The organism is Myxococcus sp. AM009 (genome assembly GCF_013372605.1).
Taxonomy (GTDB): Bacteria; Myxococcota; Myxococcia; order Myxococcales; family Myxococcaceae; genus Myxococcus; species Myxococcus vastator.
The window spans coordinates 1-23,907 of sequence record NZ_JABXEP010000044.1; the positions used below are offsets into that span (position 1 = coordinate 1).

A 23,907-nucleotide genomic window follows, 5' to 3' on the forward strand; every position below is an offset into this window, starting at 1 on the left:
CCACCCCGCCTCGCGCTTCGAGCGGCGCGGCATGGGCCAGCACTTCACCCCCGAGCCCCCCGAGTGGCGGCTCGCGCCCACCGCGCCCGAGGCCTCCGCCCTGGATGCCCGCTGGCGGCAGAGCGGTGAACCCCTGACGCGGCTCGTCCCCGTCAGCCTCCCCGGCGTGAAGACCCGCTTCGACGAGCTGCTGGTGGACGCGGACCCGGAGCGGCTCCTCACGCGCGTGAAGGACTTCGCCGCCACGACGGAAGAGGCCCTGCCCGAGTTCGCGAAGGCCCATGGCCTGCCCGAAGAGCTGATGCCCAAGCTGCGCGCGTTGAAGGCCGGTCCACCGCTGGAGGTGGACGCCAGCCACGTGCGGCCCTTCTACCGCTACGGCGGCGCGCGCCACCGCGGCAGCGTGCCGCCCGAGGCCCGCGCCTACTGCTACCTGGACCGGCGGCTCGTCCCTCGCGGCGACCACCGGCTGCGCGGCCCCTATGACCCGCACCTGGGCGCGGTGAAGCTGCTCTTCAACGTGCGCGAGCTGCCCCTGTCGGCCGCGCTCCTGGAGGACGAGGGCTGCGTGCATGACCATCGCCACGCGCGCTTCGCCCCGCTCTACGTGCCACAGCGCCTGCGCGACGAGGGCCTGGGCCTCACCCGGTCCGTGAAGACACGGGACGAGTTGGGTCCGCTGGTGCCCAACCTCTCCCCCCGGGGCCTGGCCTGGGCCGAACGTCTGGGCGGCCCCCTGCCCGCCTTCCAGGCACTGGTCCGCTTCCTCAACGGGCCGGAGGTCCAGGGCATCTGGGCGCCCGCCTTCGGCGCCTCCCGCGTGGTGCCCGTGCCCCTCACGGAGGAGTGAGCGCTACAGGGCACATGGCTCGGAGGCCCGCTTGCTTTCCCCAGCGGCGGGCACGGGCAACCGCTAGTGTCCACCTTCGCTCCGTAGCGCATGACCTCAGGAGGAAGACACACCCATGAAGATTCGAGCCCTGCTCACCGCCGCCGCACTGACCGCCGCCCTCCCCGCCCTGGCGCAGGAGGACGCGGGCACGCCGCCGCCGGCCAAGAAGACGCCGCCCAAGGGCCAGAAGGCCAAGGCCCAGGTGAAGAACTCCGAGGGCAAGGACGTGGGCGAAATCACCCTGGAGCAGACCAAGCAAGGCATCCTCATCAAGGGCAAGCTGAGCAACCTGCCCCCCGGTCAGCACGCCTTCCACATCCACGAGGTGGGCAAGTGCGAGGCGCCCGCCTTCACCACGGCCGGCGGCCACTTCAACCCCAGCAAGAAGGCCCACGGGCTGCTGGCGCCGAAGGGCAAGCACCACGGCGACCTGCCCAACCTCTACGTCGCGCAGGACGGCACGGTGCAGTTCGACATTTTTTCGCAGAACGGCCTCACCGTGAAGTCGCTGTTCGACAAGGACGGCTCCTCGGTGATGGTGCACGCCAAGGAAGACGACTACCACACCGACCCGACGGGCGACGCGGGCGGCCGCATCGCCTGCGGCGTGGTGGAGAAGACGTAGTCCGCCCCACACGGGCAGCAACCGGGCCTCTCCCTCGCACGGGAGAGGCCGCCGTCACACGTAGCCGAAGCGCCGGCGGGCGAACCACTCCGCGCCCAGCAGCGCGATGAGCGCCACCAAGTAGTACCAGCGGTCCCACAGCGGCTGATCCCTGGCGCGGCCCACCTCCACCACGGGAGGGTCCAGCAGCGGCACGTCCGGGAGGCCGTCCCGCGGCAGCTTGTAGGACTTGCCGCCCGTCTCCTTCGCGAGCTGCGCCATCAGCTCCGGCCGCACGGACGCGTCCGACAGCTCGGGCCCCACGGCGCGCACGGCCACCGCGTCCTCGCCCTTGCCCAGGTCCGTCTCGCCCTTCTTCGCGGAGGCCAGCAGCTTGTAGGGCCCGGGCGCGGGGGGCTCGAACTCCAGCCGCACCACGCCGTCCGTCCCCGTGGTGCCCGTCTGCACCGCCACCGGCTTCTGCGTGGCGACGGAGAAGAGCTCCACCCGCACCTGCGCGTCCTGCGCCGGCTGGTAGTCCGCCAGCCGCGCCTGCACCACGACGCCCACGGGCCGGCCCGGCTCCACGGACGGAGGGTCCGCCGTCACCTTCAGCGTCGTCAGGTCCGGATCTCTCACCAGCCACCGCAGCGCATTGCCCCAGAAGCGGTCATACGCGCGGCTGGGCGAGCCATCCTTGTGCGCCGCGAAGGCCCAGTACCAGGAGGCGTCCGTGGCCATCACCAGCGAGCGCCCGCGGCCGTAGTCCCACACGGCCACCAGCGGCGCGTTCTTCCCGCCCACCGTCAGGTGCGGGTGGTCCAGCAGCACCGTGGCCCCCGGGCGCGCCTGCGTCAGGTTGGCGCCCGGGATGGGCGGCAGCTCCGCCCACGCGGCCTCCGTGCTGGCGGCGCCCATGCCAATGCCCGTCACCGGGTGACGCAGGCCATCGGGTGTCAGGCGCGGCTTGAAGGCGTCCAGGTTGGCGGGGCCCGCGGCCACCACCGGCAGCGCCTCCATCAGCGTGGGCATGGTGGCGCGGCCTTCGCCCAGCACACTGTCGCCGCCAATCATCACGAAGGCGCCGCCGTTGTGCACGTAGCGCTCCAGGTTGCGCTCGTACTCGGCGATGGAGAGCGACGGGTCCGAGTGCCCGAAGTTCTGGAAGATGACGACGTCGAAGGTGTCCAGCTTCGTGTCGAAAATCTCCTCCATGGGGAACGGGATGAGGGACAGCTCGCGCTGGTCGTTCACCACGCCCGGGTCGTCCGACAGCGTGCGCAGGATGTAGAAGGACACCAGGTCCACGTTGGCGTCCTGGCGCAGCAGGCCGCGCAGGTAGCGCTCGTCCCAGGAGGGCCGCCCCACCACCAGCAGCACGCGCACGCGGTCCCGAATCACCTTCAGCGTGAAGGAGCGGGTGTTGTTCTCCGCCACGGCCTCGCCCGGGAAGGTGGGCACCGTCATCGTGTAGACGAAGCGCCCCGTCTGGTCCGGCGTGAAGGTGAAGGCCACGGGCTTCACGTCGTCCGCGGACTCCATCCGCACCACCTTGCTGGCGACCGTCTTGCCTTCCTGGCTGAGCACCACGGGGATGTCCTGCCCCGCGAAGCCGCGGCCGTGAATCTCCACCTCCACGGTGAGCGAGTTACGGACGAAGGCGAAGTCATCCACCTTCAGCCCCTCCACGGCGACGTCCTTCAGCGTCTCCTGGCCCACGGTGAAGGTGGAGACGGGGACGTTCAGGTCCGCCAGCGCCGCGCGCGCCCGGCCCACCACGCCCGCCTTGAGCTCGGTGTTGTCCGCGCCGTCGCTGAACAGCAGCACCCCGGACAGCTTGCGCGAGCCCTGCCCCGCCCCCGCCGCGGCGCGCACCGCCGCGAGCAGGTCCGTGGTGCCCGCGCGCGCGGGCGTCTTCAGCGCCTCTGGCGTCATCGGCGCCAGCTCCGGGTCGAAGCCATACAGCTCCACCGTGAAGCGGTCCTGCAGCTCCCCCAGGCGCGGCGCCGCCCGCTCCAGGAAGTCCGCCACTTCCTCGGAGCGCGTGCGTCCGCCCACCTCCGCGGGGAAGCTCATGGACGCGGAGCGGTCCACCAGCACCGCGACGCGGTTCTTCATGCGCGCCACCTGCAGGTGGCGGATGCCGGGCTCCAGCAGGAAGAAGAGCGCGGCCAGGCCGGCCCCGGCGCGCAGGGCCCAGAGGAGGACCCGGCGCCCGCGCGAGGGCTCACGGCGCACGCCCCAGGCGGCCAGCGCCACGCCCAGCGCCAGCCCCAGGGCGAGCAGGACCAGCGCCCACGGTGGCAATGGCGAGAGGGTGACGAGCTTCCAGGCGTTGAACGTGGGGGAGTTCATCCAGGCTTTCGGCGGAGGGCCGGTGCTTCAGCGCCGCTTGTTGAGGATGAGCGGCAGGTGGACGGCATCGTCCTTGTAGTCCAGGCAGAGGGCATACATGCAGACGTTGATGCCCAGCCGCACCGCCAGCTCCCGCTGGGGCTCGCCACCCGGCGAGACGTCGAACTCGAAGTCACCCGACTCGTTGCGGCTCCACGCCCCGGCCAGGTCGTTCTGCGAGTACAGCACCGCGGTGCGCCTGCCCAGGTTGCAGCCCATCAACTGGGGCTTGTTGAGCACCCGCCCGGGCGCCGCGTCCAGCAGGAAGAAGGACTTGAACACCACGTGCTTCGACGGCACCTCGGCCAGCGGGCTCTGGGGCAGCACCCGCGCCAGCTCCCGGCGGAAGGACGCGTCGAAGCCGGCCCCGTCGCTGGCGTCGTTGGCGTCCGCGAGCATGAAGCCGCCGTACGTCAGGTAGCGGCGCAGGTTGGCCACCTCCGCCTCCTCCAGCGGGGGGAACTCCCCCTCGCCGCCGAAGTAGAGGAACGGGTATTCGAAGAGGTCCGGCGAGCTGAGCGGAAACGGGCGCGCGTCCGGGACGACCTCCACGGAGGTGCGGCGCTGGAGCTCCCAGGTGATGCGGCGCAGGCCGGACAGCCGCGTGTCCCAGCGGCCCTTGTGACGGGCCACGGCGGGGATGAAGCGGTTCTTCTCACCGAAGGCATGCGCCCGCCGGGCCAGCAGTGGGGCGAGCGCGGCGGTGCCGAGCAGGAGGTTTCGACGGGTCAGACGCCGCGCGGACATAGAGCGTATCTATATACCGTCGACGGGTATGCGCATTCCCCGGTATAGAACGGCGTCATGGCGAAAGGCGGACAGACGCCCCCGGCGCCCGGCTCGGCGGAGGCACAGGCCGCCACCGTCTTCGTGCGCCTGCTCGTACTCGCAATCGTCCGATACGCGTAAGCTTCGGCGGACCGCATCAAGGAGAATCTGCCATGGAAGGCCTCCTCCAGGCCCTCGGGGCGTACCAGACGTTCAATCCCACCGGCTGGGTCGCCATCTACCGGATGCTGCCCATGTGGGCCGGCATCGTGTGCTGTATCGCCGGCGTGACGCTGCTCGTCGCCGGTGGGGGCAAGCTGTTCCGCGTGCTCGCGGGCCCCATTGGCGCGGTGATGGGCCTGCTGTGGACGCCCGTGCTCGTCATGAAGCTGGGCCTGCCGGACGTGGCGAAGATGGCCACCATCGCCGCCGCGGTGCTGATGGCGCTGGGTTTCCTGCTCCCCACGGCCATCACCTTCCTGGGCGTGGGCGTGCCGCTGGGCCTGGTGGCCGGGCAGATCGCCGGGCAGCAGGACTTCCTGCTGGGCTTCGTGCCGGGCTTCATCATCGGCGGGCTGGCGGGCGCGATGCTGCAACGCCCGGTGGCCGCGGTGGTGGCCTCCGCGGTGGGTGCGTGGATGCTCGTCATCGGCGCGCTCGCGGCGCTGCACCAGGTGGGCGGCGTGGTGCAGGCGGTGGCCGGCAAGCCCTGGGGCGTCATCATCGCCGCGGGCCTCTTCGCGGTGGCCGGCGCGGTGTACCAGCTGGCCGTCCGACCCTCTCCCGAGGAGGCGGACAAGCTTCGCGGGGAGCGTGAGCGGCTCAAGGTGCGGCAGGCGGAGCAACATGCGCTCGAAAAGCGGTGGGGGGTCAAGTAGCCCCCAGAGGCAGGTGGCCGTGCTTTACGTCCACCTGCCCGGGGCGTAGATTCCGCCGCCTTTCCCCCCGGAAGGATTGATGGGTCAGGCCAGGCGTCAGGAGAAGCAGCACGAGTCCCCCAAGGAGTCCGCTCCCCGGCAGGAGCCTCCCGCGAGCACCGCGTGGGTGAAGCCGAAGGGACTGACTCGCAAGGGGTGGGCCGTGCTCGTCGGCCTCATCCTCGCCATCCAGTTCCCGCTCATCCACTACGCGCTGCTGCGCGGCCAGCCGGACGCGCGAGCGACGGTGCCGTATTCCCAGGACTTCTCCGACGCGGGCGTGGTGGAGCGCGACTTCTTCTCCACGGGGGGCTACTGGCGCGTGCTGCGGGGCGAGCTGCTCGCTCCCGGCGTGAAGAACAACCCGCTGTGGCTCCAGGCCGCGCTGCCGGAGGACGTCGCCGTGGAGTTCGACGTCCGCTCGGAGCTGCCCGCCGGGGACATCCGGGTGGAGCTCTTCGGCAACGGCAGGGACCCCGCCTCCGGCTACGTGCTGGTGCAGGGCGGCTGGAACAACTCCATGTCCGTCATTGGCCGGCGCGACATGAACGCGCAGTCGCTGGACGCGCTCAAGCGCCGGGCCGTGCGCTCCGGCGTGGACGACGTGGACCTGAAGGACAGCGGCATCTTCAAGGAGGACACCAAGGTCCGGGTGGAGCTGCGAGGCCAGCCGGTGCAGGCGGGCCGCACGTACCACTGGCGCATCGAGCGCCGCGGCACGCTGCTGCGCTGGTTCGTGGACGGCGAGCTGCTGCTGGAGCTGGATGACCCGTACCCGCTCAAGGGCCCCGGGCAGGACCGGCTGGGCCTGTCCGGCTTCGAGTCCCAGATTTTCTACGACAACCTGCGGGTGGACACGCCGGACCGGCTGCCCTTCACGGCGGCGCCGCGCGCGCCCACGCCGCCCCCCGGCCCCTACGCGGACGACTTCAACCGCGACACGCTGGGCGACGCGTGGAACGTCACCAACCCCTCCGCGGTGAAGCTGGTGGACGGGGCGCTGGTGGTGGAGCTGATGCACAACCGGCCGGTGTGGCTGAAGCAGCCCATCCCCACCAACGCCACCATTGAGTTCGACGCCTGGACGGACAACCCGGAGGGCGACATCAAGGTGGAGGCGTGGGGTGACGGGCGCTCGTTCTACGCGGGCGACCTGCGGCTGCAGTACACCGCCACCGGGTACGTCATCATCTTCGGTGGCTGGCGCAACACCCAGTCCGCCATCGCCCGGCAGAACGAGCACACGAATGACCGGGCGGTGCGCGACGGCGCCGCGGTGGTGCCCGGCAAGCGGCACCACATCAAGATTACCCGCAACGGCGGCACCCTGGCGTGGGAGCTGGATGGCCAGCCCTACCTGACGCTCAAGGACCCCGTCCCGCTGGAGGGCCCGCGCAATCAGTACTTCGGCTTCTCCGGCTGGAAGAACCGGGTCCACTTCGACAACTTGAAGATTCAGCCGCTCGCCCCCTAGCGGTGAAGGACAATCCCACGTGCGCAGAGTAGGCATCTTCGGCTGGGGCGTCGTCGCCCCCCGGTCCAGGAACATCGAGGCGTTCGAGCGCAACCTCTCGTCGTCCGAAAGCTGGCTGTCCCCCTTCAACGGCTTCGGCCCCGACAACTTCCTCGTCGGAATGCCGGAGTTCGACCTGGCCGACTACAAGCCATGGATTGACGCGCGCTTCCCGGGCAGCCGCTTCTCGCAGCTCGAGCGGAAGATGGGCCAGCCGACGCAGTTCGCCATCGGCTCCTTCATCCAGGCCCTGGCGCAGAACCCGGGCCTGGAGCAGGAGCTGCAGGCGCTGGGGCCCCGCGCGCACGTCTACGTGGGCACCGGCCTGGGCGACCTGCCCACCATCCGCTCCATCTCCCTGGACCTGTACCGCGCCCAGCGCCGGTGGGACCGCTTCTGGTCCGCGCCGGAGCGCAACGGCGCCCTGCGCAAGTGGCGTGAGACGCAGGAGCCGCTGCCCGGCCTCCCGCCGGAGCCCTCCACGGTGGACGAGGCCACGCGTGACGAGGCCGAGGACGCGTGGTGGCTCTTCTGGGCGGGCCGCTCGCCGGAGCTGCGCGAGTACCTGGACGAGCTGCGCGAAATCGAGGCCATTGGCGTGCCCGAGGACGGCGACGTGGAGTCCGCCAAGCTGGCCGTCATCAAGGAGAAGCGCACGCGCAACGCCCGGCTCCAGAAGAAGTGGATGTCGCCGGAGCCGCCGTGGAACGCCGTGTCCTCCAACGTGCTGTGGAACATCCACAACACGCCGGCCTCGCAGATTTCGATGATGGGCCGCATCACCGGCATGACGTTCGCCCCGGTGGCCGCGTGCTCGTCGTTCGGCTACGGCCTGCGGCTGGCCATCAACGCGATTCAACTGGGCCAGGCGAAGGCCGTCGTCATGGGCATGACGGACCCGCCGCCGATGCCGCTCACGGTGGGCGGCTTCTACAACGCCCGCGTCATCTCCGCGGACGCCGCCATCTCCAAGCCCCTCACCGCGCTGCGCGGTACGCACATCGCGGGCGGCTCGGTGGTGTGGGTGCTGGGTGACTTGGAGCACTTCACGGCCAAGGGCTTCAAGCCGCTGGGCATGGAGCCCATCGCGGTGGGCGTCACCGCGGACGCCGACCACATCATCACCCCGTCCAAGGAAGGCCCCACGCTGGCCATCCGCGAGGCCCTGGCCGCGGCCGGCTGCGCCCCGGAGGACGTGGGCAGCTGGGACTTGCACGCCACCGCCACCCCGGGCGACTACCTGGAGGTCCAGAACCTGCGCGACGTGCTGCCCGAGCAGGTGCTGATTACGGCGCGCAAGGGCACCTTCGGCCACGGCATGTCCGCCGGCGGCGGCTGGGAGCTGACGGCGCAGTACCTGGGCTACGGCCAGGGCCGGGTGTTCCCCACGCCGCTGAAGGAAGCGGAGCTCAACAAGCAGATTTCCCGCGTCCACGGCCGCTACGTCTTCGACGAAGCCGTCGACGCGCCCGCGGGCTGCGCGGGCAAGCTGTCCATGGGCGTGGGCGGCATCAACGCCTGCGTCATCTCCCGCCCCTGGTCGAAGTAGGGGCGGGGCCCGCCGCGCGACTCAGGGGTGTGCGGCCAGCGCGTCCGCGTCGAAGCGCGCGGCCGCCTCCGGGTCACTGCGGCGGAGAATCTCCAGCTCGATTTCCAGGTCCCGGAAGTAGTTCTGCCGGGTGGGGAGGACGCCGCTGGCCTGGCTGTCGTTGACGGCCTGGGCGTAGTCCTCGTCCGTCTTGATTTCCCTGTCCACGTAGCCCACGCCAATGGACTGGGTGACGCGGTCCCCGCGCATCACCCGCAGGGCCGTGCCGCCGCTGGTGAGCACGATGCCCTGCACCAGGAAGCGGGACGCCGTGCCTGGGCCCAGGCTGCCACCGCCAGAGTCCAGCCACTCCGTCTCCAGCACGTAGCGGCCGGGCATCTCCTTCCAGGAGTAGCCGTGGCTGCGCAGCACCTCCTGGACGTGGGGCCACAGCTCCGCCAGCTCCTGGCGGTAGACGTGGTCGGCCGCCTTGTCGCGCACGTAGCTCTTGCGCAGGGAGCCGGAACAACCTGTGAGCGTCAGCAAGGTGGCGACGACGAGACACACTCCCGCGAGGCGGGTTGAGCGGTGCATGAGGGGTCCTCTGAAGGTGCGAGGAGAACGGCCGGACGCCCCCAGCATATCGCCAGTGCCCGGCCAGATGCCCCGCCCCCCGCCCCCCCGTCAGGCCTTGGGACTGGCCACCAGGTCGAAGTCCGGGATGTGTTCACGCATGAACTCACGCATCCGGTTGATGAGGGCCGCCTCGATTTGCCGGGCCCGCTCCCGGCTGACGCCGTACTTGTCGCCAATGTCCTGAAGCGTCAGGGGCTCGTCGGAGACGAGGCGGCTCTCGAAGATGAAGCGCTCCTTGCCCTCCAGCGTCCGGGCGAACTCGGACAGCTTCTCCCGGAAGAGGGCCTTGAGCTGCTCGGCGCCCAGGCGCTCGTCCGCCGGGATGGAGTTGGACGGCAGGTAGCGGTCCGCCCGGGTGCTCCGCGAGTCGTCGTCGTTGCCCAGGGGCGCGTCGAGCGACATCTCGTCGTGCCCCAGCCGCTGGTCCATCTCCACCACGTCCTGCTCGGTGACGTTCAGCCGCTCGGCGAGCAGCTTCGGGCTGGCCTCGAAGCCCTGCGCGATGAGCTTCTCCTGCTCCTGGCGCAACTTGAAGAAGAGCTTCCGCTGGGCCTCGGTGGTCCCCAGCTTCACCATCTTCCAGTTGTCCATGATGTAGCGGAGGATGTACGCGCGAATCCACCAGGCGGCGTAGCTGCTCAGCTTCACGCCGCGCTCGGGGTCATACTTCTTCACCGCCTGCATCAGCCCGATGTTGCCCTCCTGGACCAGGTCCAGCAGCGACAGCGGGTTGCGGTGGTACTCGTGCGCCAGCTTGACGACCAGGCGCAGGTTGGAGGCCACCAGCCGATAGGCGGCGTTCACATCCCCGGATTCCTTGTAGTACCGGGACAGCTCAAGCTCCTCCTCCCGCGTCAGGAGGGGATGGCGGTGCACCTCGGCCATGTAGGCCTGGAGGGGGTCCCTGGGCGTGAGCGCCGCCTCCTCCGCGCGGATCAGCGCCCTGGGGGACGCCATGGGGGTGCCCAGGTCGGCCTCCGGTTCAACCTCCGCCAGCTCCGCCGCGTCCGGCTCCAGGGAATCCGGGTCCGTTTGAGCCTCGACTTCCGCACCGTCGACCTCGGCGTCGACGACGTCGCCAACCCCGGGCGAGGCCGTCCGTTTCACGCGGGGGCGGGGGGACGTCCCTTTGGTTCTTTTCCTCCCATTCGCCATGGGGGCTCCATACAGCAAAGTGCCGCGATTGTTGCCACAGGGTAATGCAGGGGCTATGCCCATGCCCGATGAGCGACATCCAAGAGCCAAACGTGCCGGGGAGTCCGGCGCCTGACGAAGCCCCGACGCGTCCCGCCGAGTACATCGCGGACATCGGCTTCGACGACATGAACCTGTCAGAGCCCATCCGCCTTGCCTTGGCGGAGCGCGGCTATACCAACCCCACCCCCGTCCAGGCCCGCGCCTTCCGGCCCGCCATGGAGGGAAAAGACCTCATCGTTCGCAGCAAGACGGGCACCGGGAAGACGGCCGCGTTCGGCCTGCCGCTGCTCGAGAAGATTCCCACCGACGAGCGCCGCGTCCGCGCGCTCATCCTCTGCCCCACCCGCGAGCTGGCCCTGCAGGTCGCCGACGAGCTGAGGTCGCTCGCCAAGCACAAGGGCCTGAAGGTCGCGGCCATCTACGGCGGCGCCTCCATGAAGCAGCAGGAGGACGCGCTGGAGGATGGCACCCCCATCATCGTCGGCACGCCGGGCCGCGTGTTCGACCACATCAACCGCGGCAACCTGAAGCTCGACGCGTGTGATCACGCCATCCTGGATGAAGCGGATGAGATGCTCAACCAGGGCTTCTACGAGGAAGTCACGCGCATCCTCGACCGCCTTCCCAAGACGCGCCAGGTGCTGCTCTTCAGCGCCACCGTCCCCACGGACATCCAGAACCTCATCGCGCGCTACACGACGAACGCGGAGACGCTGCTGCTGTCAGGCGACGTCTTCACGGTGGAGCACATCCACCACATCCGCTACAACGTGTCGGACGCCTTCCCCAAGCCGCGCAACCTCATCTACGTGCTGGAGAAGGAAGAGCCGCAGAACGCCATCATCTTCTGCAACACGCGGGATGACACGGCCCTGGTGACGGCGGTGCTCAACCGCAACGGCTTCGACGCGGAGCTGCTCAATGGCGACCTGCCGCAGAAGGAGCGCGAGCGGGTGATGGGCAAGGTGAAGCGCGGCGAGGTGGCCTTCATGGTCGCCACGGACATCGCGGCGCGCGGCATCGACATCTCCGGCCTGGAGTACGTCATCAACTACTCGCTGCCGGAGGACCCGGCGGTGTACCTGCACCGCGTGGGCCGCACCGGCCGCATCGGCAACAAGGGCACCGCCATCAACCTCTTCTCCGGGCGCGAGCTGGCCACGTACACCGTGCTGGAGAAGAAGTACGGCATCAAGTTCGACAACCGCGAGATGCCGGCCCCGGAAGAGGCCATGCGCCTGTGGACGGAGCGCCACGTGCGCGAAATCCAGGAGGCCGCGGGCGGCTCCGTCTTCGAGGGCTTCCTGCCGCTGGCCGCGCAGCTCAAGCCCCGCGCGGACGCCGACGACCTCATCGCCTTCCTGCTCAAGTACTTCTTCAGCCACCTGCGCATGGAGAAGGCCGCCGCGGCGATGGCGGCGGAGGGGCGTGAGCCCCCGCAGGAGCGCAAGTTCGAGAGCCGCGAGAGCGGCCGGCGCGAGCGCGGCGAGCGGAAGGAGCGTGGCGGTGAGCGCCGCGACCGTGAGCGCGACGACCGGCGTGAGAAGCGCGGAGAGTCCCCCGAGCGTGAGCGCCGGCCCCGCCGTGACGACGCGCGGCGCGAGCGTGGCGGCGAGGCGGGCCGCGGCGCGGCGGCGCTGGAGGCCGGTCCGGGCGAGGCGAAGCTGTGGGTGAACCTGGGCACCGCGGATGGCCTGGGGCCGGGCAGCATCGCCACGGCGATGGAAGACGCGGGCGCCCCGGTGGGCAAGGTGGTGCGCGCCGAGCTGCGCCCCACCTTCGCCTATGTCTTCGTGGCGGAGGAGGACTCCGCCGCCTTCGAGGCCATCAACGGCAAGCAGCACGGCACCAAGACGCTGCGCGTGGAGAAGAGCAAGCCGCGCACGGAGCGTGACGCCGCGCCCCGCCCGCCCCCGTCCCCGGACGCGGGCCCCGGCGAGGCGAAGCTGTGGATCAACCTGGGCATGGACGACGGCATGGACGAGGCGAAGCTGCCCGCCACGCTGGAGGCCGCGGGCGCTCCGGCCGGCAAGGTGCTGCGCACCCTGCTGCGCCCCACCTACGGCTACGCCTACGTGGCCGAGGACGACGCGCCCGGCTTCGAGGCCGTCAACGGCAAGCCCCACGGGGAGAAGGCGCTGAAGGTGGAGCGTCACCGTCCGCGTGGCGCGCGCCCGGAGCGCCGTCCCCGCACGGAGGCCCTGCCGGAGGTTCCCGGCCAGACGCGCCTGTGGGTGGGCCTGGGCAAGCAGGACGGGCTGGACGAGGCGGGCGTCGCCGCCGCGCTGGAGGCCGCGGGCGCTCCGGCCGGCAAGGTGCTGCGCACGGACCTGCGCCCCACCTACGCGTACGTCTTCGTCGCCGACGAGGACGTCGCGGCCTTCGAGACCACGCACGGCAAGCCCCACGGCGAGCGCACGCTCAAGGTGGAGCAGGCCAAGCGGAAGTAGTCCCTCAGGTGCCGCCAGTCCCTGGACTGGCGGCCTTCCTGCGCCGCTCGCGGTGGTAGTGGGCGGCGCACAGGCTCCGGGCGAGCACCGGCTTCTCGCAGCCGGGCTCGCCGCAGCGGACGGGCTCCGGCCGGACGGCCTGGAGGTCCTCCGTTGCCGGCGTGGGCTCGTTGAACATCACCTCCGCCACCGACAGCAGCCGGTCCACGTCCGCGCGTGCCAGGCCGCGCCCCTGGACGAAGGCCTCCAGCCGGTGGACCCCCGCGTCCTTCGTGTCCTCCAGCCGCAAGAGCTCCCACAGCGGGAGCTGGAGCGCGGCGGCCACCTGGAGCAGCGTCTCATAGCTGGGGCTGCGCTCGCCCCGCTCCAGCAGGGACGCGAAGGACACGGAGATGCCGCAGCGGGCGGCGAGGTCCTCCTGGGTGAGGCCCCGCCGCTCCCGCAGCGCCCGGATGCGCCGGGCCAGTCCCTGGAGGTGTCCACTCACGGTGGAAGCATCCGGCGGTTCGGGCGGCATGGCAGTTTCCTATGGTAGCGCACCCCTTCTGTTAAGGTCGCGCGCGCCGCCATCCAGGAGCATGCCGACACATGAGCGCCGTCGAGGGTACCAACTACTACTTCCGCAAGGCCGCGCGGATCATGGACGTGGGCACCCCCATCGAAACGCTGCTCGCCACGCCCCTGCGCGAGGTGAAGGTCCAGGTCTCCATCGAAATGGACTCCGGGGAGATTCGCACCTTCCTCGGCTACCGGATTCAGCACGACAACAGCCGCGGCCCCATGAAGGGCGGCCTGCGCTACCACCCGATGCTGGACCAGGACGAGTGCGCGTCGCTCGCCTCGTTGATGACGTGGAAGACGGCCGTGGTGAATGTCCCCTACGGCGGCGCCAAGGGCGGCATCGCCTGCGACCCGTCCCAGCTGAGCATCAAGGAGCTGGAGCGCCTCACCCGGAAGTTCGTGGACCAGGTGCAGGACGTCATCGGCCCCACGCGCGACATCCCCGCCCCCGACGTCAACACCAACCCCCAGGTGATGGCGTGGATCATGGACCAGTATTCGCGCTACCACGGCCACTCGCCCGCGGTGGTGACGGGCAAGCCGCTGGAGCTGTACGGCTCCAAGGGCCGCGAGGCCGCCACCGGCCGCGGGCTGCTCTACGTGGCGCGTGAAATCCTGAGAGATTTGGGCCTGCCGGTGAAGGGCACGCGCTTCGCGCTCCAGGGCTTCGGCAACGTGGGCAGCCACACCGCGCAGCTCCTCTGGGAGGACGGCGGCGTGGTGGTGGCCGTGGCGGACGCGCTGGGCGGCGTGCGCAACCCGCAGGGCCTGGACGTCCCGTCCCTCTTCGAGCACGTGAAGCGCACCGGCACGGTGACGGGCTTCAGCGGCGGTGCTTCGTGCGGCAACGAGGACGTGCTGGGCGCGGACTGTGAGGTCCTCATCCCCGCGGCGCTGGGCCACGTGCTCACCCGGGAGAACGCCCACGCGGTGCGCGCCAGGCTCATCATCGAAGGCGCCAACAGCCCCACGCAGCCAGAGGCCGACGAGGTGTTCGAGAAGCGCGGCATCTTCGTGGTGCCGGACGTGCTGGCCAGCGCCGGCGGCGTGACGGTGAGCTACTTCGAGTGGGTGCAGAACCTCCAGCACCTGTCGTGGGAAGAGGACCGCGTCAACGCGGAGCTGGAGAAGTCCATGAAGGAGGCCTACGAGCGCGTGGCGCAGGTGGCGCGCTCCCGGAAGGTCTCCATGCGGACGGCCGCGTACATCCTGGCGATTGGCCGGGTGGGCAAGGCCACCGTCCTGCGCGGCATCTGACGCGGCCCGCCGTGTCACGCCCTGGACGTAGCGCGGCGCGGCAGACAGCCGGCGGAGCGCGCTCTTTCCTCGTGTCTCTTCCGCCCGGGGCTCGCATCCGATAGAGGCGCGCCCATGGTCACCCTCGAGGACATCCAGGCCGCGCGCGAGCGCCTTCGCTCGGCCATTCGCCCCACGCCGTGCCCGCAGTCGGATTACTTCACGGAGCGGACGGAGTGCGCCGCGGTGTACTTCAAGCTGGAGAACCTCCAGCGCACCGGGGCCTTCAAGGAGCGCGGCGCCCTCAACAAGCTGCTGACGCTGACCGGGGATGAGCGGCGCCGGGGCGTCATCGCCGCGTCGGCCGGCAACCACGCGCAGGGCGTGGCGTACCACGCGCGGCGGCTGGGCGTGAGTGCCACCATCGTCATGCCGGAGCGCACCCCGCTCATCAAGGTGTCGCGCACGCGGGATGACTACGGCGCGCGCGTGGTGCTCAAGGGCACCAACTACGACGAGGCCTACGCGGAGGCGCTGCGCATCCAGAAGGCGGAGGACCGCGTCTTCATCCACCCCTTCAATGACGCGCACGTCATCGCCGGCCAGGGCACCATTGGGCTGGAGTTGCTGGAGCAGTGCCCCGACCTGGAGGTGGTGCTGGTCCCCATTGGGGGCGGCGGGCTCATCTCCGGCATCGCGTGCGCGCTGAAGGAGACGCGGCCCGACATCCGCGTGGTGGGCGTGCAGGCGGAGACCATCGCCAGCATGAAGGCGTCGGTGGAGGCGGGCGAGCGCGTGCTGCTGGCCGCCGCGGGCACCACCATCGCGGACGGCATCGCCGTCAAGCGCGTGGGAGACCTCACCTTCCCCATGGTGCAGAAGTACGTGGACGAGGTGGTCGCGGTGGACGAGGAGGAGATTGCCGCCGCCATCCTCACCCTGCTGGAGCAGGAGAAGAGCGTGGTGGAGGGCGCCGGCGCGGTGGGCGTGGCGGCGCTGCTCCGCGGTGACGTTCCCGCCGCGCGGGGCCGGCGCACCGCCATCATCTTGAGCGGTGGCAACATCGACATGAACGTCATCAGCCGCATCATCGAGCGCGGCCTGGTGAAGGCCGGCCGTCTGGTGCAGTTGGAGGTCCGGCTGCCGGACCGGCCCGGCATGCTGGCGAAGCTCACCACGCAGGTGGCGGACCTGCGCGCCAATGTCGTGGAGATCCACCACGAGCGCGCCTTCTCCAAGGCGGGCCTGGGGGAGACCATGGTGGAGGTGACGCTGGAGACCACCGGGCCCGCGCAAATCGAGGAGCTGGAGCGCGCGCTCCACCGGCAGGGCTGGCAGGTGGCCCGCAAGTGACAGCCGTCCGGGGCAGGGCCTTGCGCCCCTGCGCCCGTGTCCGGCGATACTCAGGGCATGAGCCCCGCCGCCCTGCTCTCCGCCCTGCTGCTGACCGCCGCCCCTGCTGCTCCCGGACAGAAGGCGAAGTCGCTCGCCGCCAGCCGCGCCTGGGAGGAGCTGTATCTGGCCTTCTCGGCCGGAGCGGCGTCGGACGTGCCCGCCGCGCAGCGGAGCACCGTCGCCACGGCGCTCCAGAAGGGCTGCGAGGCGTTGAGGGACGGAGATCCGGTGATGGCGTACTCGCTGGGCGAGCGCGCCGCCGTCTACGAGGCGTCCGCGGGCGCGCTGCGGTGCCTGGCCCGGGCCGCGCGGAAGACGGACCAGCGGGCCGCCGCGGAAGCCGCCCTGCGCAAGGGGCTGGCCCAGTACCCCAAGGACGGCGCCTTCGGCCTGGAGCTGGGGCGGCTGCTGATGGAGGAGCAGGACGCGGCGGGCGCCGTGGCCGCGCTGGAGAAGGTGCCGGCGAAGTCGAAGGAGGCCGCGGAGGCGAAGCGGCTGCTCGTGCAGGCCCGCGCCAAGACGACAGAGGAGACCGCCGCGCGGAGGGAGGCGGAGCGCCTGGAGCTGCGGATGAACGGCGCCACGAGCGGGCGGCCCACCCCCAGGGTCGAAGCCCAGCCCGCGGTGGCCGGCCAGGGCCGGGGCTCCACGCGCTCGGCCAGCCTCAGCTACGAGTCGGGCACCGGCGCGGACGGCATGCGGACGCGCTCCAACAGCCGCTTCGTCATCAAGTACTTCAACAACCAGCGCGACTTCGGTCAGCGCGCGGAGTACGAGGGCCGAATCGTTGCCGCCCTGGACGAGGCCTACGACTTCACCCGCAGCATGCTGGGCGAGGTGCGACAGGCGCCGGTGGACATCATCCTGTACACGCTCGCGGAGTTCCAGACGCACTTCGGCGCGGCGAGGGCGCGAGCGGTCGCCGGGCTCTATTCCGACAACGCCATCCGCATCAACGACGCCGCGGAGCTCACGCAGCAGACCAAGGCCACCCTGGTCCACGAGTACGTCCACGCCGCGCTGGATGACTTCTGCGGCGGCTACGGCAACAACCTCCCCATCTGGCTCAACGAGGGACTGGCCGAGTACGTCGAGTGGCGCTACCTGGGTGTCGAGGACCCCCAGCGGTCGGTCCGGAACTACATGGCCCAGGCCGCCAAGGCGAACGCCCTGCCCAAGCTGGCGCAGATGGAGGGCTCGTCCCTCATCATGCAGCGGAATCCGACAGTCGCCTATGCCACCTCCGCCGTGGCCGTCCGCGAGCTGGTGAAGCGGGGCGGCACGGGCCGGTTCCTCACGATGGTCCGCGAGGTGGGACAGGGAAGACCCATCGACGAGGCCCTGTCGGACCACTACGGCAAGACACGGGCGAGCCTCGACGAGGACGTCCGGGCCGCTCTCCAGTAGGGGAAGCTGGCAGCCGGGCCCGGGCCAATTGGTTTACCCGTTCCCGGGAGTCCCCTAGACTCGCAGCCCCCTCTATTTACGCTGCGACAGAAGCTCGGCGGTACGCTGTCCGCAGCAAGGTGACGGATGTCGGACACGCGCGCAGCGATGAGAGAATTCCGTTTCCTCGACGAGAAGCGGAAGCTGGGAAGCCTGTCTCCGGTGGAGGAGGCTCGCTGGAACGAGCTGCGCGCACAGCTGGGCGTGGATGACGCGCCAGCAGCCGACGCCGCCGCATGGCAGCAGCAGGCCGCGCCCCAGGGCTACTACGCCGCTGACGGCCAGTGGTACCCCTACCCCGCTGGCTACGAGCAGCAGCCCCAGGGCTACTACGCCGCTGACGGCCAGTGGTACCCCTACCCCGCTGGCTACGAGCAGCAGCCCCAGGGCTACTACGCCGCTGACGGCCAGTGGTACCCCTACCCCGCTGGCTACGACCCGAACCAGGGTGACGATCCGAACGCGCAGGCCTATGCGCAGCAGGGCTACGACCCGAACGCTCAGGCCTATGCGCAGCAGGGCTACGACGCGCAGGCGTATGCGCAGCAGGGCTACGACGCGCAGGCGTATGCGCAGCAGGGCTACGACCCGAACGCTCAGGCCTATGCGCAGCAGGCGTATGACCCGAACGCTCAGGCGTATGCGCAGCAGGGCTACGACCCGAACGCGCAGGCCTATGCGCAGCAGGCGTATGACCCGAACGCTCAGGCGTATGCGCAGCAGGGCTACGACCCGAACGCGCAGGCTTACGCGCTGCAGGCGCATGACCCGAATGCGGACTACGCCCAAGGCGCTGCCGAAGCGTGGCAGGCGGAGCCGCAGGCCCATGCCGCGGAGTCCGTGCAGCAGCCCTACCCCACCGCTCCCGCGACCCAGCCGGCTGTCGAGCCAGACCACATCAGCCTGTCGGACGACATCGACATTCCCGCGCTGAGCGAGCCCGCGCCGTGGATGACGCCGGGCGCCGGCGGCCAGGCGCAGAGCGCACTGAGTGATGAGCAGGAACCCTCCATCGAGGCGACGCCCGCCGACGAGGAACCGGCGGCGGCGGATGATCCGTCTGCGTCGTTCGCGGACGTCACCGACGACCTCCAGCACGATGCGCAGCCCGAGTTCGAGGAGGCGCAGCCGGAAGCCCTCCGCGTGGCGGAGGATGACTTCTCGGAGGTGGGCACGGACACCCCGGCGGTGACCGCAAGCGCCGAGCCCGAGACCTCCCTGGAGGCGTCGTTCGCCGACATGTCGATGGAGGTCGAGTCATCACCGGAGGCGCCCGTGGCGCCCACGGGCGACGCCCTGGCCTCGTCGGAAGTGGAGGTCCCCTCCTCCGAGGTCGAGTTGCTGGACGGCACCGGCGACAGCGAGCCTGTCCTGGCCCACGAGCAGTCTCCCGCCGCCATCGATGATGCGTGGGCCTCCGCGCCGCTCGCCGTCGAGCCTGAGCACGTGGACGTCGCCGATGCGGGCGACATCATCGACGTTGCCGCCATGGCGGAGCCGGAGGCGGCCTCGCAGGCTGCGGACTCGGAAATCGCGCTCGATGATTCCGACATGGTCGAAGCGTCGGCCGCGGGTACGACGGATGCGTGGGACGCGGGCACGACGACCGACGTGACGGATGACCACGGCGCGACGGATTTCAGCGCGGGCCATACTTACGAGGCACAACCCGCCGAGATTGCACTCGACACCACGGATGTGGCTTCGGCCGAAGCCGAGCCCACCGAGATTGCGCTCGATGCAGCCGACATGAGCGACGAGGCGGTTGAGCACGCCCCGGAGACGACGCTCGACGCGCCCGCGGAAATCGCGCTCGACGCTTCCGATGTCGCCGTGGCGGAGACCTACCCTGCGACCGACTTCGCGACGGCCGACGTCAGCGATGTCGCGACGACGGAAGCCTATCCCGAGGTGGCGCTGACCACCTCCGAGACAGGCGACACGACCGCAGCCGCTCCCGAGCCTGAGTTGACGGCCGCGGATGCCAGCAGCGAAGTCGTCGCCGAGGCCTCTCCCCCCGACACCTACGGCAGCGAAGCCGCCTCGTTCGAGCCCTCCGCAGAGACTGCTTTCAGCGCAGGCGACGAGACCGCCGCTGGCGAGCCGTACACCGAAGCCGTGCTCGACGCCCCGGAGGTCAGCGACACGGCGGTGAGCGAGCACGCTTTCACGACGTCCGAAGCGAGCGAGCCGGCCACAGCCGAGGTGTATCCGGAAGTGGCACTCGACGCCGCCGACGTCAGCGATGCGGCCACGATGGAGTTGGACTCGACGACGACCGCTGTCGAAGCCACCTCCGACACCGCGTCGGCATCCAACGACTGGGGCAGCACGGACGCGGCCGAAGACTTCGCGACGACGGCGCATGCGGCCTCCGACGTCAGCGAAGTGGCTGTCATCGAGACGGCTCACGGCACCTACGAAGACTCGGACGAAGCCTCCACCGGGGCGGAGCTCGTCCTCGACGCAACCGAGATGAGCGAGCCCGAAATCGCTCTCGATGCGTCTGACGTCGCCGAATCGACTTCCGCCCATTCGCCCTCTGAAATCACGCTCGACGCCACGGACGTCGCCGAGTCCGCTCCCATCGAGTCGGCCGCGGAGATTTCCCTGGAGTCCTCCGACGTCGCCGAGCCGCAATCGGCCGAAATCGCGCTTGATGCGTCTGAGGTGAGTGAAGCGTCTCCCGCGCAGGAGGGAAGCGTCCCGACGCTGGAGCTCAACGCGGCCGAGGTTGCGTCCGACGAGCCCTCTCTCGATGTCATCGATGTCGAGTCCGCGCCCGGATACGCCGAGGAAGAAGCATCGTTCCAGGCCGCTGATGCCGGGAGCGAACAGCCTACGCTCGAGGTCATCGACGTCGGTACGGAGGCCGCTGCTCCCGAAGTGGACTCCCCGCAGGGGGCTGCGCCCTTCGCGGCGGCGGATGTCCCATCGCTCGAGATTCGGCCGGTCCAGGTGGGCCCGGACCTCCACGCGGAGACGATCGAGGTGGAGGGAGCGCCGCCGCATGCGTCCGCGCGCACGCCTTCCGCCGAGGAGATGTTCGACCTGAGCGGGAACCCCGAAGAGGCCGTGCCTCTCGCGGCGGCGAACGAGTTCCTGGCCCACGGCCACTTCGCGCCGACTGATGAGCGCGGTGTGACGGTGGCGGAGGGTGACGCGGGTACCATCGAGCTGCAGCCTGAATGGGCCTCCACTTCCGAGCCGCACGCTGAGGAGGCGGCACAGACGGAATGGGCCCCTTCTGGTGAGCAGGCCGCTTCCAGCGATGCGTATGCAGGCTGGGAGGATCCTGTTTCGGAAACCGTCGAACTCCAGGCGGAGTGGGCGGAGCCTGTCGATGGGCAGAGCGCGCCTGTCACCGCTTCCGAGGGGACGGCCTCCGCGGAAACGGCACCTGCCACGAGCGACACGGAGTGGGCGGCTTCCGACGCAGGCACCGCCCCTGAGGCAGGCCAGGCCGACTGGGCTCCGTCCTCCGCCGAAGCCGAGCCCGTCGAACTCCAAGCGGAGTGGGCTGAGCCGACCGCCGAGGAAGGCCAGACCCATTGGGCCACGGCTGAAGCGTCTCCGAGCGAGGGCTGGAACACGGCGTCGACTGAAGCAGCGCCCGTGGAAGTCCAGGCCGAGTGGGCCGAGGCGTCTGAGGCCGCGCCCGCTGAGGTTCAGGCCGATGGGGCAGTTCCTACGTCCGACGCAGCGCCGGTGGAAGCGCACGCCGAGTGGGCCAATCCCGCCCAGCAGGCAGGAGGCGTCCTGACGGCTGAACCCGCGGCGACCGAGGTCCAGGCTGGATGGGCTGCGCTAGAAACCGGTGACGCCAGCACGGATGCCCAGGCAGGTTGGACGCCGCCGGGCGCCGAGGCCGCGCAGCCCGAGTGGGCCACGCCTGTCGAAGAGGTCGCCGCCGAGGGAATCCAGACCGAATGGACTGAGCCAGCGATCGAAGCCGCAACACAGCCCGAGTGGGCCACGACGCCTGCGGCGGAAGCCGCGCAGACCGACTGGGGCGCTCCCGCTACGGAAAACGCCGGGCAGCCTGAGTGGGCTACGCCTGCGACCGAAGCCGCTCCCGGTGAAGGTGCGCAGCCCGAGTGGGCTTCGCCTGCGACCGATGGAGCCCAGGCTGAATGGGCTGCGCCCGCGACCGATGTGGCGCAGACCGACTGGGCCCCAGCTCCCGCGGAAGCCGCGCAGCCTGAGTGGGCTTCGACCGAGGCTGAAGAGGTCCAAGGCGAGTGGGCGACTCCTGCAGCCGAGACCGCCGCATCGTCGGACTGGGCCTCGCCCGCGACGGCCGAAGCCCAGGCCGAGTGGGCGACTCCCGCGGAAGGCGCTGCATCGGCGTCGGAGTGGGCTTCGCCCGCCACCGAGGAAGCCCAGGCCGAGTGGGCCACACCTGATGCCGAAGCCGCCGCATCGTCGGAGTGGGCTTCGCCCGCGACGGCCGAAGCCCAGGCGGAGTGGGCGACTCCCGAGGAAGGGGCCGCACCGGCATCGGAATGGGCCTCGCCCGCCACCGAAGAAGTCCAGGCCGAGTGGGCTACGCCCGCCACCGATGTCGCCGCACCGGCATCGGAATGGGCCTCGCCCGCCACCGAGGAAGTCCAGGCCGAGTGGGCTACGCCCGCCACCGATGTCGCCGCACCAGCGTCGGAATGGGCCTCGCCCGCCACCGAGGAAGTCCAGGCCGAGTGGGCTACGCCCGCCACCGATGTCGCCGCACCGGCGTCGGAATGGGCCTCGCCCGCCACCGAGGAAGTCCAGGCCGAGTGGGCTACGCCCGCCACCGATGTCGCCGCACCAGCGTCGGAATGGGCCTCGCCCGCCACCGAAGAAGTCCAGGCCGAGTGGGCTACGCCCGCCACCGATGTCGCCGCACCGGCATCGGAATGGGCCTCGCCCGCCACCGAGGAAGTCCAGGCCGAGTGGGCTACGCCCGCCACCGAAACCGCCGCCCAGCCGGAGTGGGCCACGCCTACGCCCGAAGCCGCCCAGAACGCCTGGGCCGCTCCCACGGAAGGCGCGCAGGCCGAGTGGGCGACTCCCGAGGCAGAGGAGGTCCAAGCCGAGTGGGCCGCCGCTCCGGCGGAGGACGCTCAGCAGGAGTGGGCAACACCCACGGAAGCCCCCCACGCCGAGTGGTCCACGCCTGCTACCGAGGAGGTTCAGGCCGAGTGGGCGGAACCCATCGAGGAAGCCGCTCCGGCCGCCGAATGGGCCTCAACGAGCGCACCTGCCGCCTCGCAATGGGACACGTCCGCCGACACCGTCCCCGCGGCCTCGGAGTGGAACGCGCCCACTGGTGACGCGCCTGCCAGCGAGTGGGCTTCCCCCTCGCCGGACACGGCGAGCGCGGAGGGGTTCACGACCAGCCACGACACCGGCGCGGCCTGGGAAGCCTCCGCCACCACCGAGTGGTCCCCGGAGCAGACGGCGAACTGGAACGAAGCGCCCGTCGAAGAGGTCTCCCTCGCGGACACGGCCACGCCCGCCTCGGCGGAGTGGAATGACGCCGAGCCCATCGAAGAGGCTTCCGCGTGGGAGGCCGAGCCCATGCAGGACAGCGCCCCCGTGACGTCGCAGTGGGCCGCCGCCAGCACGGACAGCCCCTTCGGCGCGCAGGCGCAGGACTTCACCGAGGCCACGCCCATCGAGGAAGAAGAAGTCTCGATGGAGCTCGAGCAGGAGGTCTCCGAAATCGACGTCGAGGAAGAAGCCGTGGTGCCGCCGCCCGCGCCCATGGCCTCCATCCCTGTCGTCGCGCCGCCGCCCGCGCACTTCGCCCAGGCGGCCTCCCTGGCCACCGCCGCGCAGCCGCAGCACGCCGCCGCCGTCATGCCGGCCGCGCCCGCCAACCGCATCGCCGTGGAGCGTGAGCCGCTCTTCGACGACACCGCCATCGTCGGAGGCACGGCCCTCACCTCCTTCGTCGAAGGCGAGCACCGCGTCATCATCCACACCGTCGAAGGCCAGGTGAAGCGCGGCACCATCCGCGACGCGGACCTGCTCGACGAGGTCATCTCCCTGGAGCAGCAGAGCGGCTTCGCCGCCGAGCAGATTCAGGGCAAGCGCGTGAAGGCCATCTTCTTCATGCTCGCCGCCGGTGCGCGTCAGCCGCAGGTGGAGGGACAGAAGATTCGGGTCACCTTCAATGACGGACGTCAGGTCGCGGGCTTCTCCCAGGACTTCCAGGGCAGCACGCCGGGCTTCTTCGTCATCCCCGCCGACCAGCGCACCAACACCGCGCGCATCTTCATCTACCGCTCCAGCGTGCAGGCGGTGGCCGAGGGCTGAGCGGACGACGGGCGGGGCCACCGTGCCCCGCAAATGAAAGAGGGGCCCCCACCACCGTGGGAGGCCCCTC

At 70.5% G+C, this 23,907-nt stretch carries 14 protein-coding genes and 1 pseudogene; 10 read left to right on the plus strand and 5 right to left on the minus strand.

All coding sequences use genetic code 11. From position 1 onward, the window contains the following. Together HV824_RS13430 and HV824_RS13435 are read left to right on the plus strand one after the other, a co-directional pair. Positions 1–850, plus strand: a pseudogene (locus HV824_RS13430) (SAM-dependent DNA methyltransferase); the annotation flags it as partial. A 115-nt stretch (positions 851–965) separates the two neighbouring features. Next, entirely contained in the window at positions 966–1,517 is a 552-nt protein-coding gene (locus HV824_RS13435; RefSeq protein ID WP_176416883.1) for a superoxide dismutase family protein, read from the plus strand. A gap of 54 nt (positions 1,518–1,571) precedes the next feature. Here HV824_RS13435 and HV824_RS13440 read toward each other — a convergent pair whose 3' ends face one another. Beyond that, positions 1,572–3,851 (minus strand): glutamine amidotransferase, encoded by a 2,280-nt coding sequence (locus tag HV824_RS13440; RefSeq protein WP_176423446.1) that lies wholly within the window; start codon positions 3,849–3,851, stop codon positions 1,572–1,574. Positions 3,852–3,878: 27 nt separating this feature from the next. Continuing rightward, positions 3,879–4,637 (minus strand): DUF4159 domain-containing protein, encoded by a 759-nt coding sequence (locus HV824_RS13445; RefSeq protein WP_176416881.1) that lies wholly within the window; start codon positions 4,635–4,637, stop codon positions 3,879–3,881. A gap of 194 nt (positions 4,638–4,831) precedes the next feature. Between HV824_RS13445 and HV824_RS13450 the strand changes: the two genes are divergently transcribed. The 3 genes from HV824_RS13450 to HV824_RS13460 all read left to right on the plus strand — a co-directional run bounded on the left by HV824_RS13450 (position 4,832) and on the right by HV824_RS13460 (position 8,637). Next, positions 4,832–5,536: a hypothetical protein gene (locus tag HV824_RS13450; RefSeq protein ID WP_176416880.1), complete on the plus strand. Its 705-nt coding sequence runs from the start codon at positions 4,832–4,834 to the stop codon at positions 5,534–5,536. Positions 5,537–5,615: 79 nt separating this feature from the next. Beyond that, positions 5,616–7,049, plus strand: coding sequence for a hypothetical protein (locus HV824_RS13455; protein ID WP_176423447.1), 1,434 nt, complete (start codon positions 5,616–5,618; stop codon positions 7,047–7,049). 19 nt (positions 7,050–7,068) lie between these two features. Then, complete coding sequence (locus HV824_RS13460) at positions 7,069–8,637, plus strand: beta-ketoacyl synthase N-terminal-like domain-containing protein (RefSeq protein ID WP_176423448.1); 1,569 nt, start codon at positions 7,069–7,071, stop codon at positions 8,635–8,637. A gap of 21 nt (positions 8,638–8,658) precedes the next feature. On the opposite strand, the gene HV824_RS13465 is transcribed toward HV824_RS13460, so the two are convergent. Next, a complete protein-coding gene (locus HV824_RS13465) occupies positions 8,659–9,210 on the minus strand; it encodes a hypothetical protein (protein WP_176416877.1) in 552 nt (183 codons plus the stop codon). A gap of 90 nt (positions 9,211–9,300) precedes the next feature. Then, positions 9,301–10,407 (minus strand): RNA polymerase factor sigma-32, encoded by a 1,107-nt coding sequence (locus tag HV824_RS13470; RefSeq protein WP_176416876.1) that lies wholly within the window; start codon positions 10,405–10,407, stop codon positions 9,301–9,303. Positions 10,408–10,475: 68 nt separating this feature from the next. Here HV824_RS13470 and HV824_RS13475 point away from each other — a divergent pair, with 68 nt between their 5' ends. Then, entirely contained in the window at positions 10,476–12,899 is a 2,424-nt protein-coding gene (locus HV824_RS13475) for a DEAD/DEAH box helicase (protein ID WP_176416875.1), read from the plus strand. A gap of 4 nt (positions 12,900–12,903) precedes the next feature. On the opposite strand, the gene HV824_RS13480 is transcribed toward HV824_RS13475, so the two are convergent. Next, on the minus strand, positions 12,904–13,416 hold the full coding sequence (locus tag HV824_RS13480; protein WP_176416874.1) for a helix-turn-helix domain-containing protein: 513 nt from the start codon (positions 13,414–13,416) through the stop codon (positions 12,904–12,906). A gap of 71 nt (positions 13,417–13,487) precedes the next feature. Here HV824_RS13480 and HV824_RS13485 point away from each other — a divergent pair, with 71 nt between their 5' ends. The 4 genes from HV824_RS13485 (at position 13,488) to HV824_RS13500 (ending at position 23,837) form a co-directional block, all read left to right on the plus strand. Then, positions 13,488–14,717: a Glu/Leu/Phe/Val dehydrogenase gene (locus HV824_RS13485; RefSeq protein WP_176416873.1), complete on the plus strand. Its 1,230-nt coding sequence runs from the start codon at positions 13,488–13,490 to the stop codon at positions 14,715–14,717. Between the two features lie 114 nt (positions 14,718–14,831). Continuing rightward, positions 14,832–16,049, plus strand: a complete 1,218-nt coding sequence (ilvA, locus tag HV824_RS13490; protein ID WP_176416872.1) for a threonine ammonia-lyase — start codon at positions 14,832–14,834, stop codon at positions 16,047–16,049. A gap of 57 nt (positions 16,050–16,106) precedes the next feature. Further along, complete coding sequence (locus HV824_RS13495; RefSeq protein ID WP_176423449.1) at positions 16,107–17,498, plus strand: peptidase MA family metallohydrolase; 1,392 nt, start codon at positions 16,107–16,109, stop codon at positions 17,496–17,498. A 201-nt stretch (positions 17,499–17,699) separates the two neighbouring features. Continuing rightward, positions 17,700–23,837: a hypothetical protein gene (locus tag HV824_RS13500; protein WP_368738056.1), complete on the plus strand. Its 6,138-nt coding sequence runs from the start codon at positions 17,700–17,702 to the stop codon at positions 23,835–23,837. The last annotated feature ends 70 nt before the right edge of the window (positions 23,838–23,907 follow it).